Source organism: Aquirhabdus sp., from assembly GCF_046462495.1.
Classification (GTDB): Bacteria; Pseudomonadota; Gammaproteobacteria; order Pseudomonadales; family Moraxellaceae; genus Aquirhabdus.
The window spans coordinates 354,550-369,122 of the sequence record NZ_JBKGVE010000003.1 but is presented as its reverse complement, the minus strand read 5'-3'; the positions used below and the strand labels follow the sequence as shown (position 1 = coordinate 369,122).

Sequence of the window (14,573 nt, the reverse complement as noted above, 5' to 3'; positions counted from 1 at the left end):
TAAGGAATGTTAGATCAGGTCTTTAAGGCGACTGGCGCATGCGAAGCAAGGTGATCTGGCCTTTGGGGTCAGGGTATTTTTGGGCTTGTTGTTGCAGAATGTAGAGGCAGTCCATGGCGGAACTACAGGCATAGCCGTAGACCGTACGGACACGTTCTGATGCGGCGTTTAGTCCTGATTCCGCACGCTGCATAAAGTCGCTTAACGGATAACTGACGCCTTCAGCCAAGTAGTCATGGATGATGGTAGACGGAGAGTAACCACTGCTGATCTGGCCATCGGGCCACTGAATCTCAAAGTTGACAGCGGGCATGATGCGGCTCCTTGGGCTTAAGGGTCGGTTTGGCGGTATAGCTAAAGCCAGTGAAAGGTTGAGTGCGTAGATTCCAGAACAGCGCGCGATGTCCTTGATGGGTCAGATGAACCTTGCCATCCATAGTGGTTTGACCGATTGCCCCACACGTGATGCCTTCTGCCGCAAAGGCATCAATGACCGTAGGCAGATCGGTTTTGCTTAAGGTGAAGAGAAAGCCATAGCTGGGGAAGATTTGTAGCCAGCGTAAAAGATCGACGCCCTCTGGGCAGGGCAGTGCATCCAAATTAATCTCGGCGCCACAGCCCGTGGTCTCAAGCAGCATGATCAGCGTGCCCAAGATGCCGGCATTGCTGATGTCTTTGGCAGCGAGCAAGTGACCTGCTTCGGTCAGTGTTGGGATGACTTCAAGTTGTGCGCGTAACACCTTATCTGCTTTGCCCTCAAAGGCTTTCCAGTAGGCTGTGTTGGCATGCCACTGACCGTTTAAATCCACAGCCATGGCGATACACTGATTGGGTTCAACGTGAAAAGTCGAGAGCAACTTATGTGCATAGCCCATGATGCCAACGGCAAGATTCGCGCTGACATGGGCACCCATACTGCTATGCCCCCCAGCGAGTATGAGTCCATAGGCACGGCAGGCATCGCGGATACCGCGCATGATTTCGCGGGCAGAATCCTCATCGTGATGCCAAAAAGCATTAACGATGGCAGTCGCGCGACCACCCATGGCTGCGATATCACTGACATTGGCCATCACCGCCGACCAGCCAGAAAACCATGGTGCTGCTTGGACAAAGCTCGGTAGCATGCCTTCCATCGCCAGCAACTGATAGCCAGCGCCGCTTGCAATCGCCGCACAGTCATCCCCGGGTAGGGCATAACGTGAGGTCAGATCATGAATGTCATCATCATGCGCCAGTAAATGAGAGACCGTTTGAATGTCCCGCTTAGCTTGTATGGCGGGCAGGGCGTGGATCTGCTGAATCATCTGATCCAAAGTGTATTCAAGAGTCATGATGGTGACTCACATGCAGAGGCGGAGTAAAACCGCGCGGCATAAAAGGATAGTGCGTAAGTTCGGCTTGCATTAGGCAATGAGGACGACCAAGCAGTGTGATCTGCTCTAAGGTTTGCCAGTACAATTGCTGAAAGTAGTGCTCATTGGATACTTGTACGGTCGCCAGAAAGCGCATGCAGCCTAAATCTATGGCGCGTGCAACTGCTTCATTGATCAGTGCCTTGCCAATGTCGTGGTGATGTCGATAGGCCGGTGCAACGCAGAGCCGTCCGCCGTACCACAGACCCGCTTCGGCTTGATAAATGCGTACTGCACCGACGACTTGATCGGCCATGCCGCAGATATTGGCTACCGCCACGATGCCGATCGCCTGAAAGTCATGGGTATCACGGTCACGCAGCAGTAACTGCTGCTCTTGCGAAAAGACGCGTTTACGCAAAGCAAAGTAACCTTGCCTTTCCCACGCTTCACTGATCGGTTTGACTTGAATGTCAGCGGGAACGAATGTAGGTTCGATAAAGTCATTGATGTATAGATCGAATGCAGTGGCCATGACAGGACTCCTACTCGTATTGCTTCAGGGCAGAACAGGCGCCGCATTTGGCGCAACCGGCATTGATCTGGTCAGAGTGCAGTCCATGGGTGCGCAGATGCTGACCAATACGTGGATAGAGACGCGTCATCATCTCGGCATTGGGTTTGGGATGCTGCGCCAGCGGCGTTCCATCAATCGGGACAAACGGTACCACGAAAGGATAAACCCCCATTGCTGCTAAGCGTTCGCTCATGTCGGTAATCTCATCTTCTGTGTCACCCAGACCCGCCAAGATGTAGGTGCTGACCTGCCCGCGACCAAAGACATCCACCGCCGCAGCGAAAGCCTCGAAGTAGCGACTGAGCGGTACTTCGGCTTTGCCGGGCATGATCCGGGCGCGAATCTGTGGATTGACTGCTTCCAAGTGCATGCCCAGAGACACCACACCACTGTCATACAGGCGCTGAAACCAGATGTTGTCATCGGGTGGTTCACACTGGGCTTGGATGGGGAGATTTACCGCCTGCGTCACGGCTGCGGCGGATTCACAGAGGATTGCGGCACCGCGATCTGAGGTCTGCGGGGTGCCGGTGGTCATCACCATATGTTTGACGCCATCCAGCTCGACTGCCGCCTTGGCGACTTCCGCCAGTTGGGCAGGGCGTTTACGGGCAATAGTTTGTCCTGAGTTGAGCGATTGGCTGATCGCACAGAACTGGCAGGCGGTTGCAGGGTCATTCATCCGAATGCAGTGCTGCAATATGGTCGTTGCCAGCACGTCACGACCATGCAGGGTTGCAATCTGACTATAGGGCGTACCATCTTCAGTCGATAAACCATAGAATTTGGGCACATGGGGGATGCTCACCGTACCGACTTGCAGACCTTCGCGAAAGATAAAGGCTTCTTCCTCATTGGCACTGATTTTTGCCGAGTAGGGGGACTCGCGTGAAGCAAGGTTCAAGATCGGGATCATCAGCGTTCTTGATCCCATACTCAGTGCCTTGTGATCAGAAGGACCTGCGCCCCCCTTACGGGCAAGGCCAGTCTCTCCATCCCACAGGACACCATGGCACTGTAACTCTGCCATCAAATCATTGGTCATCAGATCATTTGCCAACATTAGAGTGCTCCAGATTAGAGTGCTGCGGATGAGGGGTTGTGATGCGGTCGTGTGTGGTTGATGTAGGTGTACGGTCGATAAGCAGGCTCAGCAGCTCAGGGCGGCTATAGTGCCCAACCGAATCCATCATGCGTTTGCGTTTATCAATGAGACTTAAGTCGAGATCAGCGATGACTACGCCTTCACCACTGCGCAGTGGTTCGCCGAGCAGCTTGCCTTCGGGGGAAACGATTGCGGTAAAGCAACCGCCTGAGATCGGCCCAATGCCACAGCCAGTATCCTGCATGATTTGCGCTTGTTGATCAGGTTCAAGCCACGCCGTGGCATTCACCACAAAGCAGCCAGACTCCAATGCGTGGTGGCGAATGGTGACCTCAATCTGATCGGCGAAGATGTCACCCACGAGTGAACCGGGGAACATCGCAGCATGAATCTGCTCGCCATCCGCCATCAGGGCATAACGCGCAAGCGGGTTGTAGTGCTCCCAACACGCCAGCGAACCAATGCGCCCAACTTGACTGTCTATCGCGCGTAAACCTGAACCATCACCCTGACCCCAGACCATGCGCTCATGATAGGTCGGGGTAATTTTGCGTCGATGCTGAATTAGGCTGCCGTCGGCATCAAACAGCAATTGGGCGTTATAAATCGTGCCCCCCGCACGCTCATTGACACCGATCGAGACCACCATGTTCGCCTTACGACAGGCTTCGCCCAATGCTTCAGTAGCGGCTGAAGGCACGACCACCGACTCTTGCATCAGCTTCAAGTGTTGCGCCCCCATTGCGAAGGCGGGCTGCACAAACGAGAAATAGGGGTAATACGGCACGACGGTTTCAGGAAAGACCGCGAATTGCACGCCCTGTAAACCCAATGACTCAATCAGGCCACAGATCTTGGCGATGGTGCCTTCACGGCTATACAGAACAGGACTACACTGCACTGCGGCTGCTTTAATGATCGTCATGCCTGCTCCTTATGCGGTCCACGTGTCGATGATGAGCGCGCCATCGCGTCGCATCAGCAGACGCAGGTCCATGACATCCAGCGGATTGATGGCGCGGATGCCTTCGATCAAGGCTTTTTCGGTTTGACCGTAAAGCGCTTGCAGGGCAAAACGACAGGCATAAACTTCACCGCCTTCGGCAATGAATCCTTTGATCTGATTGTTGACTGCAAGGTGACCGGGGAAGGCTTCGGCACCCAAGGTTGGGAAACCACGTTGTACGCCGAGTTGTACACCTGGACCGTAGAGCAGGACCTTGGTCTCAAAACCTTTGCGCAGTAAGCGTTTGGCTTGCAGCATATTGACCAGACCGATAGAGCCTTCAAACGCAACGGTATGGAAGGTGATCAACGCTTTCTCGCCGGGTTCTGCTTTAACGTCTTCAAAGACTTTTTCTTCGTAGTTTACGAGGAAGTCGCCATCTTTATAGGCTGGGATATTGACGGTAGGCATGACGCATTTTCTCCGAATAGATAAGGGCTTAAACAGCAGGGTATTGGTGGTGCCAAATCGTGCTGCTGTTATTCCTGTTATTGCGAGGACTGTGCCAACGGAAAAATAATACTTAAAAATGATGTTTACTGATGATTAATTCATTGAATTAATTAAATATAATAAAAAATTAGAAAATCTATGGTGTATCTATTTTGCTCGTTTAAATCTACGAACTATCGTATAATCACGAATATCCGTAGTTAATATACGATATTTCGTAGTTTTGCTTAAGGGGATCGCCGTGGATGAGATTGAATACATCGCAGGAGAGGCGGGGCTGGCCAATTCAGCACGTCATATGGCGTTTGAACACTGCGGTGAAGCTTTATTGGTGTTGAATCCGATTGAAAATCGCTTCGATGATGTCAATATCGCAGCGTGTCAGTTGCTGGGTTATTCACGACAAGCGTTGCTCTCATTGTCTGCGACCAAAGTACTCGGACATCGCGAACAACTGCCTGATCTGGTCGTCTTCACGCAAGCCGCAATGGAAAATGGCAGTGCATGGTCGAACGAGCTCACCTGCATCCATAAAGATGGTGAGCGCCTTGAGGTCGAAATCTCGGCAACTTACCTCAAGCTCAAAGGCAAACCTCATCTTGTTCTCGTGATCCGTGACCTACATCATGAGCGCTACCAACAAGATCAAGCACAGACTGAGCGCACCATGCGTGCCGGACTGCTTGAATGGCAGACGATCCTCAATCTGTTTAAAGAATCAGAACGCGGTAATCAATTGCTGCTCAGTGCGGTTGGTGATGGGATTTATAGTATTAATAGTGAAGGCCTTGCGACCTTCGTGAATCCTGCAGGTGCGCGGATGCTTGGGTGGAAGCCTGAAGAAATGCTGGGTAAAAACATCCACCGTATCCATCACCATACCCATGCCGACGGTAGTCATTACCCTGTGGAAGACTGTCCGATCTACGCCGCAGTGCGTGATGGCGTGGTGCACGAGGGTCTGCAAGAAGTGTTCTGGCGGCGTGATGGCAGTTTCTTTCCCGTCGAGTTCACCAGCACGCCAGTGATCTCAGCAGGCAGCATAGTCGGTGCAGTCGTGGTTTTTCGTGATATCACTGAACGCCGCAACACCGAGACTCAATTGCAGAATGCACTGACTGAGTTGCAAGCACTTAAAAAACGCTTGGAAGAACAAAATGCCTATTTGCAAGAAGAAATCCTGACCGAGCATAACTACCGCGAGATCGTCGGTCAGAGTGATGCCATCCTGCAAATCGCCAAGCAGATTGATGTGGTTGCACCCACCGATGCCAATGTGCTTATTCATGGGGAGTCGGGTACGGGCAAAGAGTTGATTGCGCGTGCCATCCATCAAGCCAGCAAGCGTAGCGATCAACCATTGATTCGCGTCAACTGTGCTGCGATTCCCGATGAGCTGTTTGAAAGTGAATTCTTTGGTCATGTGCGCGGTGCGTTTACGGGTGCGATTCGTGATCGGGTTGGGCGCTTTGAACTGGCCAATGGCGGCACCCTGTTTCTTGATGAGATTGGTGAGATCCCGCTGGAGCTACAAAGTAAGCTCTTGCGTGTCCTGCAAGAGGGGCAATTTGAACGGGTGGGTGAAGAGCGCACGCGGAATGTCACAGTACGCGTGATTGCTGCGACCAACCGTGACTTACGTCGTGAAGTCGCAGCCAAGCGTTTCCGCGAAGACTTGTTCTTCCGCTTGAATGTCTTCCCGATTTATTCACCAGCACTCAGAGAGCGGCGCAGCGATATTCCTTTGCTTGCGACGCACTTTTTAAAGAGCGTGAGCGAACGTCTTAAAATGCCGGGACGTCGCCTGAGCAAGAGTGATATCCAACGTCTCCAGCACTACGAGTGGCCGGGGAATATCCGTGAAATGCAGAATGTGATTGAGCGTGCACTGATCACCTCACGCGGCGCAGATTTGAATATTGAATTGTCTGATTCATTTCCATCCATCGCGGCAAGTGACGTGATCAATCCTAATGCGGCTTCGGATCAGATACTCACTGATGCCCAACTACGTGATCTGGAGCATCGCAACATGCTGGCGGCACTCAAAGCCTGCAATGGCAAATTGTTTGGTACGGATGGGGCTGCGGCAAAACTGGGTATCAAGCCCACGACACTCGCTTCCCGATTAAAGAAAGCAGATGTGCAGTTTGAGTCGCGTTCATGATGGTACCTTGCAGAAGAGTTAAGTTGTCATCTATTTGAATTTATAATATTTAATAATTTCTGATTATCGGTTTTCTCAATAAAAGAATAGGCTTACCCGTACGAAAAGTAAACTAAATCGGGAAGCATTAATTGACTTTTTGTAGTAAGATAAATCTAACGATTCAGTGTTTATGTATCTTACATGTGGCTGCTCTATGTGCTAAAGGCCTATACCACACATTGAATCTTTGTGTCTTAGCAACAGACTAAGGCGTCGTTAATCAACTTTCTTGTGGAGAACGATGATGATTATTAATGTTAAAGATGCGCCATATAATGCAATTGGTGATGGTGTTGTTGACGATACCAACGCGATACAGACCGCGATTAATACTGGTTATCAAATTTATATGCCTGAAGGGACATACCATGTCAAAGATAAAATTACATTAAAGAATGGTCAGATTTTACGCGGTGATGGCAGGACAAAGTCATACTTCCTGATTCAAAGTGATTTCAATATGAGTGCATCAGGCGTACTTCGATTGGGGACGGCTGAGCCGGGTGCTCAAGTGTTTGATATAGGATTTCGCTTTGTTCAGCCGGCAACTACAGTTGATCGGAGTACTTGTTTAGCTTATCCACCTGCGATTGATATGAATGCTTTGCCACGTTCTGTTATAGATCGAATTCGTATTGAGAATGGCTGGGCTGGGATTAGTGCGAAGGGGAATTGTGGAGGATCTTATATCGGTTTTATCGAGGTGGGTGCCTTAAGTAATGGGCTTACTATTGATGGACCCGCGGATTTTTTCCATGGGGGCCATTGGCATTTCTGGCCATTTGGAATTGCGGGTAAAGCCATCCTGAATGATCTTTACTATGATGGCGTGGCTTCGGCGTTTTCCCTTGGGGCATGTGATGGATTGACGGTTGATAGTATCTCCACCTTCTCACAAAAGATAGTGATTGCTCAGCCTACAGTTAATCCTGCAATTCCTACTTTGATCAGCAAGTTACAGTTAGATGGTAATGGTGCTAGATTATTGATCAATCAAGGTAATATCCGTATTGGCCAAGCATATTCAACCAAGTCCCCAGCGGCATCTGTACCGACGATTGATGTGTCATCAGGAACTTGTATCATTGACTCGTTTGCTTGTTCTTCAGTATTGAGCAGTAGCGAAGTACATACCAGTAATACTGGGAGCCTAACGATTAATGGGGGGGAGGTTTTATTCACCAATATCAATAATTCCTTCGCAAAATGTGATGGGGGTTATTTATCCTTAAATGGCATTAAATTCCTGCCTTCTTCAACATCCGCCTATTTGGCTCCGCATGTGCTACAGGTTGCTGGATCTGTTGTGGTTAAAAACTGTTCATGGAATGTTAGGGGAACGGGGTCAGGAGTTGCCGTTCAATATACTTCTGATAATGCTTCGAATTATTGTTCAGGCAATAACTTTAATGGTTGGCAATATAGCGGCCAAGCTGGCATTTTGGGTAGCTATACTCAAAATAACAATGCAGGTAATGGCGATATCATCACCAATGATCTGATCGGAGATGTGCTCTACAAGAACTTTGTTGTTGATTTGGATGCAGCGGGCAAATACGTTGGTGCTCATAATATTTCTAGCGGGCATCTGAAGGTTTTATTTGTACAGGCATTCTCTAAAGGCCCATCCAGCGAAGCTAACCCGATGGCTCTGGTTTATTTGGATGGTGGGAACGTATCTGTTAGCGGTGGACTTGCAGGGAGTAAGGCTAGAATTACGATCGCTTACACATCCGTAGCATCAGGTTGGTAAGGCGTTAATCGTGCTAAAAAAGCCATCTTAGGATGGCTTTTTTAGCTTTAGCCTAAGATCATTGAAACTGTACTCTAACTTTAAATTTTTGTCAGACAACACTTGCCATTCCTATCCAACTAGTGCAATCATATTCAGCGAATCATTGGGCATTTTATCAAGCTCAAGATCAATAAAAAAAACAACCGAGACATCACAAAAATTGGAATAAAAGAAAATGAGCATCAATGCGCCGTTTCTTGCAAGTACCGTGCAAGACCGTATTACCACAGAGTTAGAGGGGCTCTATCAACGTACCCGTTCACGGGTGAGCGATGCCGATAAGAAACTCGGTCTTGAATTGTTGATTGAGGCAAACTGTGATCTTCTGGATACCTGTTTCGGCAGCATCTTTGAGGAGCTTTCACGGCTGCAACCTTCCAAAGACCTGCTGGATGCCAATGCCGTGATTGAAGATATCAAATCAAAGGCACGGCACTACATCCGCTGGATTGGTCCTTTTATTTCCAATGATCGCTTACCGCCTGTCATCGCCCATTACTATACCTTGATGCATCAGATGGATCTGGGCAGTGGGTCCAAACCCTATATGGCGTTTAACATCACCACAGATTTTGCCGCCGTGCTGAAACAAGCCCTTGCCAAGCTGGCAGATGGGCGTGTCACGGATGTGCAAGAGATTGTGGATCTGCTGGTAGAAGTGTTTGACGAGACTTTGCAACCGCTGTTGATTCGTCCAAAAGAACTGATGAAGTTTAACTTTGTGGTGAACAAGACTTTGGATGGGGTGATTAGTATCGTCAAAATGCTGAATAAACACATGCTGCGTAAACTGGCACCCAGTATCCCTATGAATCTTTATCCGGTGGTCGCACGGCATCTGGAAGAGTTTTTGATTGCTTGATATAGGCTAATTTGGTAATAAAAAAGAGGACTAAACCATGGTTTAGCCCTCTTTTTTCATTTTTTTGAATATGCTCTAAAATATTATAATCGCTCAAGGCCTATCTTGCTATTATTCATTTTAACGTTAAACAGTAAGACTACATAGATAGCCGATTCTAGTGCTGGAACTAGGCACCGTGTTTATTTAGCTAACGAAATATCTTCTCTAGCCGATAATTTAATAACTATGACCCTAAGATATCTTGCAAAAAAGCTAAGTACGCTTTATTTATCTAATTTACCTTCATACTGGCTCGCAAATAGCTTTCCAATTCGACTTCCGATTACTGGAACATAGTATGGGTTGTCTATTCTATTAATAGCTTCTATAAGCTTTTTAGCTACATCATTCCACGCTATATCTTTATCTTCGAAACTGCTCACAGGTTTTCCCTTCTGTGGTGCTGCCTGTATCTCGCTAAGCCATTCAACTCTATCCCACATACATGGCTTGATAATAATTGGCAATATGATTATATCTCTTCCTTGGCCTTTCATTTTGAAATTATTTTTCCTATCTAGAGCAGTTTTTAATTCATTGTAAAATGTATAGTTATTAGCAAGCCAACTTGGACTAATTAACAAACAAATAATATCACTCTCCCAAAGATGCTTTTGAATTTCGGCATCCCAAAAATCACCAGCAACCAGTTGGCTACAATGCCAATGATCTATTAAACCTTCAAGTTTGAGTGGATGTATGTAAGTAGTAAAATCTATTAGTTCTTTGTAATCATTGGTAGAGTGCGAAATGAATACTTTCTTCATTGCACTTCTATTTTTTATGAATAAATTAAAATCTGAGAGCCTATAGACTCTATTTTCATAAGTAAAGGAGCCAGTAGACTTTCCTTCATGATTTTCAAAATCAACCATTGCTTTTACATTCACATAGTCGAGTTTATTTGGAGTTAAAGCAAATTTTTCATAGATATATCCTTCGAGTTGTTCATCGATAAAATTTATGATTTGTCGCAAAAAACTTTCACTGATTTGTTTTTTATTATGTCCAAACGTACGCAAACGGATACATGGTTGGCGCTTAGATCTTATTTGATCATCAAGTGCTTTATCTGATGAGTTCTCCAATATCTCACCAAGATCAAAATCAAGATAAAGCAATGCTTGTTTAGATTCTGACGATAAATCAGCTAAGCTCCGATCCTGCGATTCAGGTAATTCTTTTTTATTTTCAAACAAAATAGCTTTGTTCTTCCAAAGCAAATAATCAACATCGTTTTTTTGCTCAAATTGAGAGTTGGATAGATGTTTTTGAAATTTAACAAGAACTTCAGTAAAAATATTCACATGATAAAAACCATCAAACCGATATTCGACGATGGGTTTATCAAATGCGCTTAAAAATATTTCTTCAGCTGATGAGAGACTTTCATCTAAATATGTCGGTGCTATATAAAGTATATTGCCGTCTTTAGATGGGTTAGGTGCTCTGAAAGCAATTTTGTTGTATAGCATAAAGGCAATAATATAGTCTAAGTACTCATTTAAAAAATTAATAGAATCAGGTTTTGAAAAAAGATGACTATTTTTAAAAATATCCCAATTCTTTTCATACCCAGTTGTAATACTATCGTGAGTGAAGTAACCTTTTTTCATTCCAGACAAATCTATATGTCCAGTGCACTCTAAATCTAAGATGTTGTGAATAAAATTAGTCAGATCAGCTAGTTTTAATACAGCATGTTCACATAACAGTTTTTTATCATATACATTTAGATCTTCTCTAAGTAGTATTTTTAATTTCTTAACTGCTTTTTCATTTTCGTCCAGATTATTTTGAATTTCAAAATCAATTATTTTTTTTTCTTGCTTAGTATTTGTAGTAGTTAATATGTTGCCAAATGAAGTTATAGGGTTTATCTTTTGAAAATTATCTGAGTAAACACCATTTGGAGATGAATAGTAAAATTTGTTGATTATTTTTTTCGAAAATGATGCATTGTCTTGTTCAACTGTATTTTTGAAGGAAGTATTCAATATAATATTTTCATAGTCCTCAAGTTGCTTATTTTCTTCTGGAGTTAAATCTTCTTTGACTTTTAAAGATTTTGGTGAAACCCAATAAATACTCATTGTAATATCTAGCCATTCTAGTATTTGTTCTGAATCACCATCCCAATCTAAGTTTTTTTTTGATTTCTCAAAAAAATTTATTATTCTTGCAGTTGGAATAATTATATCTGTATCACTAATAAATTTTTTATTAGAAAGTTGTTTTTCGACGGCATTCAGGATTTTTGGATAGTCTTCTGGTCTAGCGTAATCATCGATTAAATTATCTAATATTTCTTTAACACTTTCATGATAATCTGAAAAATTAATGTTTGTAAGAGGTGGAACTTGAATTACTTTGTCTATGAAGTTAAATTTCTGACGTAAACTAACGATATCAAGCTCAAAAGGCTTATCTGCTTCGCAATCTAGAAGTTTTCTAGGGTTTTGAAATAAATGTAAACTCAGGCTATTATTTTTTTCAGTAGGTCTATCTAGTTCATTCAGTTTTTTTTGTTCTATTTTCTCAATTTCAGAATTCTTCATATTTTCTTCAAAAGGTTTGCTATTCAGTGCCTTTTCAAAGTCGTATTCTTTTTTACTGAAATAATCGACACTATCTAACCAATAGTTCAAAGGGTAGCTAATTTCTTCTTTATCATTGCGAATGCAATGTGCACGATGATATATATATTGCCCAGCTCCCCATAGGAGTATGTATAACGCATTTGAACCAAAGAAACTATAATGTATGCTATGATAATAATCCTGCCCTCCAAAGTCATAACCAGTCACTTCAATATTTCCTTTTCCCATAGTTGATTTAACTAGATAATGGAAGATATTAACTCCATGTGTGCTATCCCCCTTTTGTGGAATATATCCAGAGGTTCCCTTTTTTAAAATCTTATATAGAGTAGACTTGCCAACGCCTGTATTTCCAATAAATATTAGCTTGACACGGTTGACAATTGTCGTGCTTTTAAGTAGATCCCATAACGCTTGATAACGTTCTTTATTGGATTCTTTTTTTAAGGCTGCTAGAAGTAGGTCTGAAAGCGGGTTATTATCTAATAATATATCATAATCATCTGCTTTACTTGGATCAAAAAAATCTAAAGCTATGCCAATTTTTTTAATGTTATTAAAGCGAAGGTCTAAGCTACTTAGACATGGTAAATATTCTCGTTTTGAAATGATAAATTCTTCAATTTGTGAGAAGCGCATAGATATAAGCATTAAAGCTTTCATTTCAACTGAAATTTCTACTTTAGTTAGCTGAACTCTGTTTTCAAAAATTTCCAAAATACGAAGTTTTGGCATTGAAGTAGTGATTTCAAAAACTGATAGGTGGTTACGTTCTAAATATAATTCTTCAATGGTGTTTGCGTTTAGGTTTTTAATAACTTCCCAAGATATTAATCCCGTATCTATAATACCTAAATGTTGAATCTCATTCCCACCTAAATTCAGTGACTGTAGTTCAGGCATCGGCCAATTAATTATGAGTTTAGAAAATGAGTTGGCACTAAGATCTAATTTAACGAGATGGGTTAGGTCTAGTTCATATTTATTAAATTCCGAAAGATCCGTTAGGCCCATTCCATGTAAATCTAGTTCTATGATATCCATATCGCTATTTAGCTTGAAATCCAAATTCCCGCTGCCTTTGTACAGGTTACGTAGGTTGATGTTAAGCGATCTAAGTGTACTTAGAATTTTATTAGTTTTTTCAGCTGCTTTCTGTTGAATAGAAGCTTGAATACGCACTTTCGCTTCTAATTCAAGTTTGGCTCGTTCCTCAGCTTGTGCTGCAAGATCAGGCTTAACAAAAGTATGTTTTTTGCGCACTTCAACATTAATAGTTCTCGCTTTACTGCTTGAGCTTGCCACTTTGGCCCTGCCCAGCGTTTTGCGCTGTAATGTGATTTGAGTGGTATCAGGCGCAGATTGACCATGGCTCTGTCTTAAATGAGCAACCAGTTTTTCTTGTTCATTTTCAGTGACGAGTGCAGTTGCAGCCCGCGCGGGTAAACCTGCTTCAACGATTTGGGATAATAATTTTTCGACTGGACGGCCGACTTGCTGTGCTAATTCGTTTACGGATTTATCAGCCATGATTTTCCCTGAATGAACTAAAAAAAATAATTTTCTATTAGATACGAGTTATTTGATAAATATAAATAATTACATATCGACTAAAGGTTGGTACAGGTCGCATTAAAATTTGTTAACTATAGCAAAAGACATTGATATTCTTATAGCTCTTATTATTAGATTGTTTATTTAAAATTTTTAATTGGTCTCTCGATAGCAAGGACATTCTTTTCTTACAGCTTTTCTAAAAAACTCTCCTCCTAGAGATGAGTGTTTTTCCAAGCATTTTCATAGTTTACGTCCTACAATGCTCTACTTACCTTTATTGGGTGAAATTTCTTCCTGATTGGCGACTTTTACGAAGAGTTTAGGCGCCTTAATATTCATCAATTTTTTTTATATCTACCTTTTAAACTACGATAATTAAATAAGCGCTTGGATTGAATCTTATAGTTCCGACAAAATTCTGGCGATGTGCCATTTTCTGAATCCTTCCAGTCACGCACTAGGCAAAAAAAAGCTCATGTATTTAGCAAGAGCATTATTCTAATAATCTTAAATATGGTGGGTTGTGTGGGGCTCGAATATACTAAATAAGCAATTGTTTTTAAAAAATATTTTTAAGAATACACTATATTTTACCCTCAATCTAACCCCGATGTGGCGGGAATTCACCTGCCTATTACTGTCCTTCTTTAAAGTCTGAATTTGATTATTGAGTACGCAAATAAAATTGTAAACTTTTCCGATTATTAATGACTAATCGAACATTAGTCACTCAAAGGCAGTATGATTTCCAAACCTGCAACTACAGTGTCATATTTTAGTTAGCTCACACGTGATGCAATTCATAACGATTAAGATTATTGTTTTCTTAGACTTTAAGCCTCTCTCGCCAATACACAATTCTACATGTAAAGCTTGCAATTATTGGGACTTGTTGCTGTGAGAGGGCAATCCCACAATAAGAGTAAGTCTTTAAGAAACTTTCAATCGCTCAAGTAAAGACTATAATTTCAGCATGTTATGGTTTGATAAGACCTAAACTTTGCAATATCAG

The 14,573-nt window shown here is 43.5% G+C and carries 10 protein-coding genes; 3 read left to right on the top strand and 7 right to left on the bottom strand.

Going from position 1 to position 14,573, the window contains the following annotated elements; all coding sequences use genetic code 11:
• Positions 1-22: 22 nt before the first annotated feature.
• From ACLHG7_RS03280 to ACLHG7_RS03255, 6 genes are read right to left on the bottom strand one after another with little or no spacing between them, the layout of a single operon-like run.
• Complete coding sequence (locus ACLHG7_RS03280; RefSeq protein ID WP_410209623.1) at positions 23-313, bottom strand: MSMEG_0570 family nitrogen starvation response protein; 291 nt, start codon at positions 311-313, stop codon at positions 23-25.
• Complete coding sequence (locus ACLHG7_RS03275; protein ID WP_410209622.1) at positions 294-1,334, bottom strand: sll0787 family AIR synthase-like protein; 1,041 nt, start codon at positions 1,332-1,334, stop codon at positions 294-296. Before ACLHG7_RS03275 ends, ACLHG7_RS03280 begins: the two co-directional genes overlap by 20 nt.
• Complete coding sequence (locus ACLHG7_RS03270) at positions 1,324-1,890, bottom strand: MSMEG_0567/Sll0786 family nitrogen starvation N-acetyltransferase (protein WP_410209621.1); 567 nt, start codon at positions 1,888-1,890, stop codon at positions 1,324-1,326. Before ACLHG7_RS03270 ends, ACLHG7_RS03275 begins: the two co-directional genes overlap by 11 nt.
• A 10-nt stretch (positions 1,891-1,900) precedes the next feature.
• Entirely contained in the window at positions 1,901-2,995 is a 1,095-nt protein-coding gene (locus tag ACLHG7_RS03265; protein ID WP_410209620.1) for an MSMEG_0568 family radical SAM protein, read from the bottom strand.
• On the bottom strand, positions 2,982-3,962 hold the full coding sequence (locus tag ACLHG7_RS03260) for a Nit6803 family nitrilase (RefSeq protein ID WP_410209619.1): 981 nt from the start codon (positions 3,960-3,962) through the stop codon (positions 2,982-2,984). The genes ACLHG7_RS03265 and ACLHG7_RS03260 overlap by 14 nt, the downstream gene beginning before the upstream one ends.
• A gap of 9 nt (positions 3,963-3,971) precedes the next feature.
• Entirely contained in the window at positions 3,972-4,454 is a 483-nt protein-coding gene (locus tag ACLHG7_RS03255; protein ID WP_114899765.1) for an MSMEG_0572/Sll0783 family nitrogen starvation response protein, read from the bottom strand.
• A gap of 283 nt (positions 4,455-4,737) precedes the next feature.
• On the opposite strand from ACLHG7_RS03255, the gene ACLHG7_RS03250 reads away from it, so the two are divergent.
• The 3 genes from ACLHG7_RS03250 (at position 4,738) to ACLHG7_RS03240 (ending at position 9,362) form a co-directional block, all read left to right on the top strand.
• Positions 4,738-6,663: a sigma 54-interacting transcriptional regulator gene (locus ACLHG7_RS03250; RefSeq protein WP_410209618.1), complete on the top strand. Its 1,926-nt coding sequence runs from the start codon at positions 4,738-4,740 to the stop codon at positions 6,661-6,663.
• A 283-nt stretch (positions 6,664-6,946) separates the two neighbouring features.
• Positions 6,947-8,458: a glycosyl hydrolase family 28-related protein gene (locus tag ACLHG7_RS03245; RefSeq protein ID WP_410209617.1), complete on the top strand. Its 1,512-nt coding sequence runs from the start codon at positions 6,947-6,949 to the stop codon at positions 8,456-8,458.
• 217 nt (positions 8,459-8,675) lie between these two features.
• Positions 8,676-9,362 carry a hypothetical protein gene (locus ACLHG7_RS03240; RefSeq protein WP_410209616.1) on the top strand — a complete coding sequence of 229 codons (687 nt, stop codon included), beginning with the start codon at positions 8,676-8,678 and terminating at the stop codon, positions 9,360-9,362.
• A 266-nt stretch (positions 9,363-9,628) separates the two neighbouring features.
• Here the strand turns inward: ACLHG7_RS03240 and ACLHG7_RS03235 are convergent, their stop codons facing one another.
• Positions 9,629-13,534 (bottom strand): translation initiation factor IF-2 associated domain-containing protein, encoded by a 3,906-nt coding sequence (locus tag ACLHG7_RS03235; protein WP_410209615.1) that lies wholly within the window; start codon positions 13,532-13,534, stop codon positions 9,629-9,631.
• Positions 13,535-14,573 lie beyond the last annotated feature (1,039 nt).

Bases quoted from the DNA above. Each gene is read 5' to 3' on its own strand.
- ACLHG7_RS03280 (WP_410209623.1), bottom strand. From the start codon at position 313: ATGCCCGCTGTCAACTTTGAGATTCAGTGGCCCGATGGCCAGATCAGC.
- ACLHG7_RS03275 (WP_410209622.1), bottom strand. From the start codon at position 1,334: ATGACTCTTGAATACACTTTGGATCAGATGATTCAGCAGATCCACGCC.
- ACLHG7_RS03270 (WP_410209621.1), bottom strand. From the start codon at position 1,890: ATGGCCACTGCATTCGATCTATACATCAATGACTTTATCGAACCTACA.
- ACLHG7_RS03265 (WP_410209620.1), bottom strand. From the start codon at position 2,995: ATGTTGGCAAATGATCTGATGACCAATGATTTGATGGCAGAGTTACAG.
- ACLHG7_RS03260 (WP_410209619.1), bottom strand. From the start codon at position 3,962: ATGACGATCATTAAAGCAGCCGCAGTGCAGTGTAGTCCTGTTCTGTAT.
- ACLHG7_RS03255 (WP_114899765.1), bottom strand. From the start codon at position 4,454: ATGCCTACCGTCAATATCCCAGCCTATAAAGATGGCGACTTCCTCGTA.
- ACLHG7_RS03245 (WP_410209617.1), top strand. From the start codon at position 6,947: ATGATGATTATTAATGTTAAAGATGCGCCATATAATGCAATTGGTGAT.
- ACLHG7_RS03240 (WP_410209616.1), top strand. From the start codon at position 8,676: ATGAGCATCAATGCGCCGTTTCTTGCAAGTACCGTGCAAGACCGTATT.
- ACLHG7_RS03235 (WP_410209615.1), bottom strand. From the start codon at position 13,534: ATGGCTGATAAATCCGTAAACGAATTAGCACAGCAAGTCGGCCGTCCA.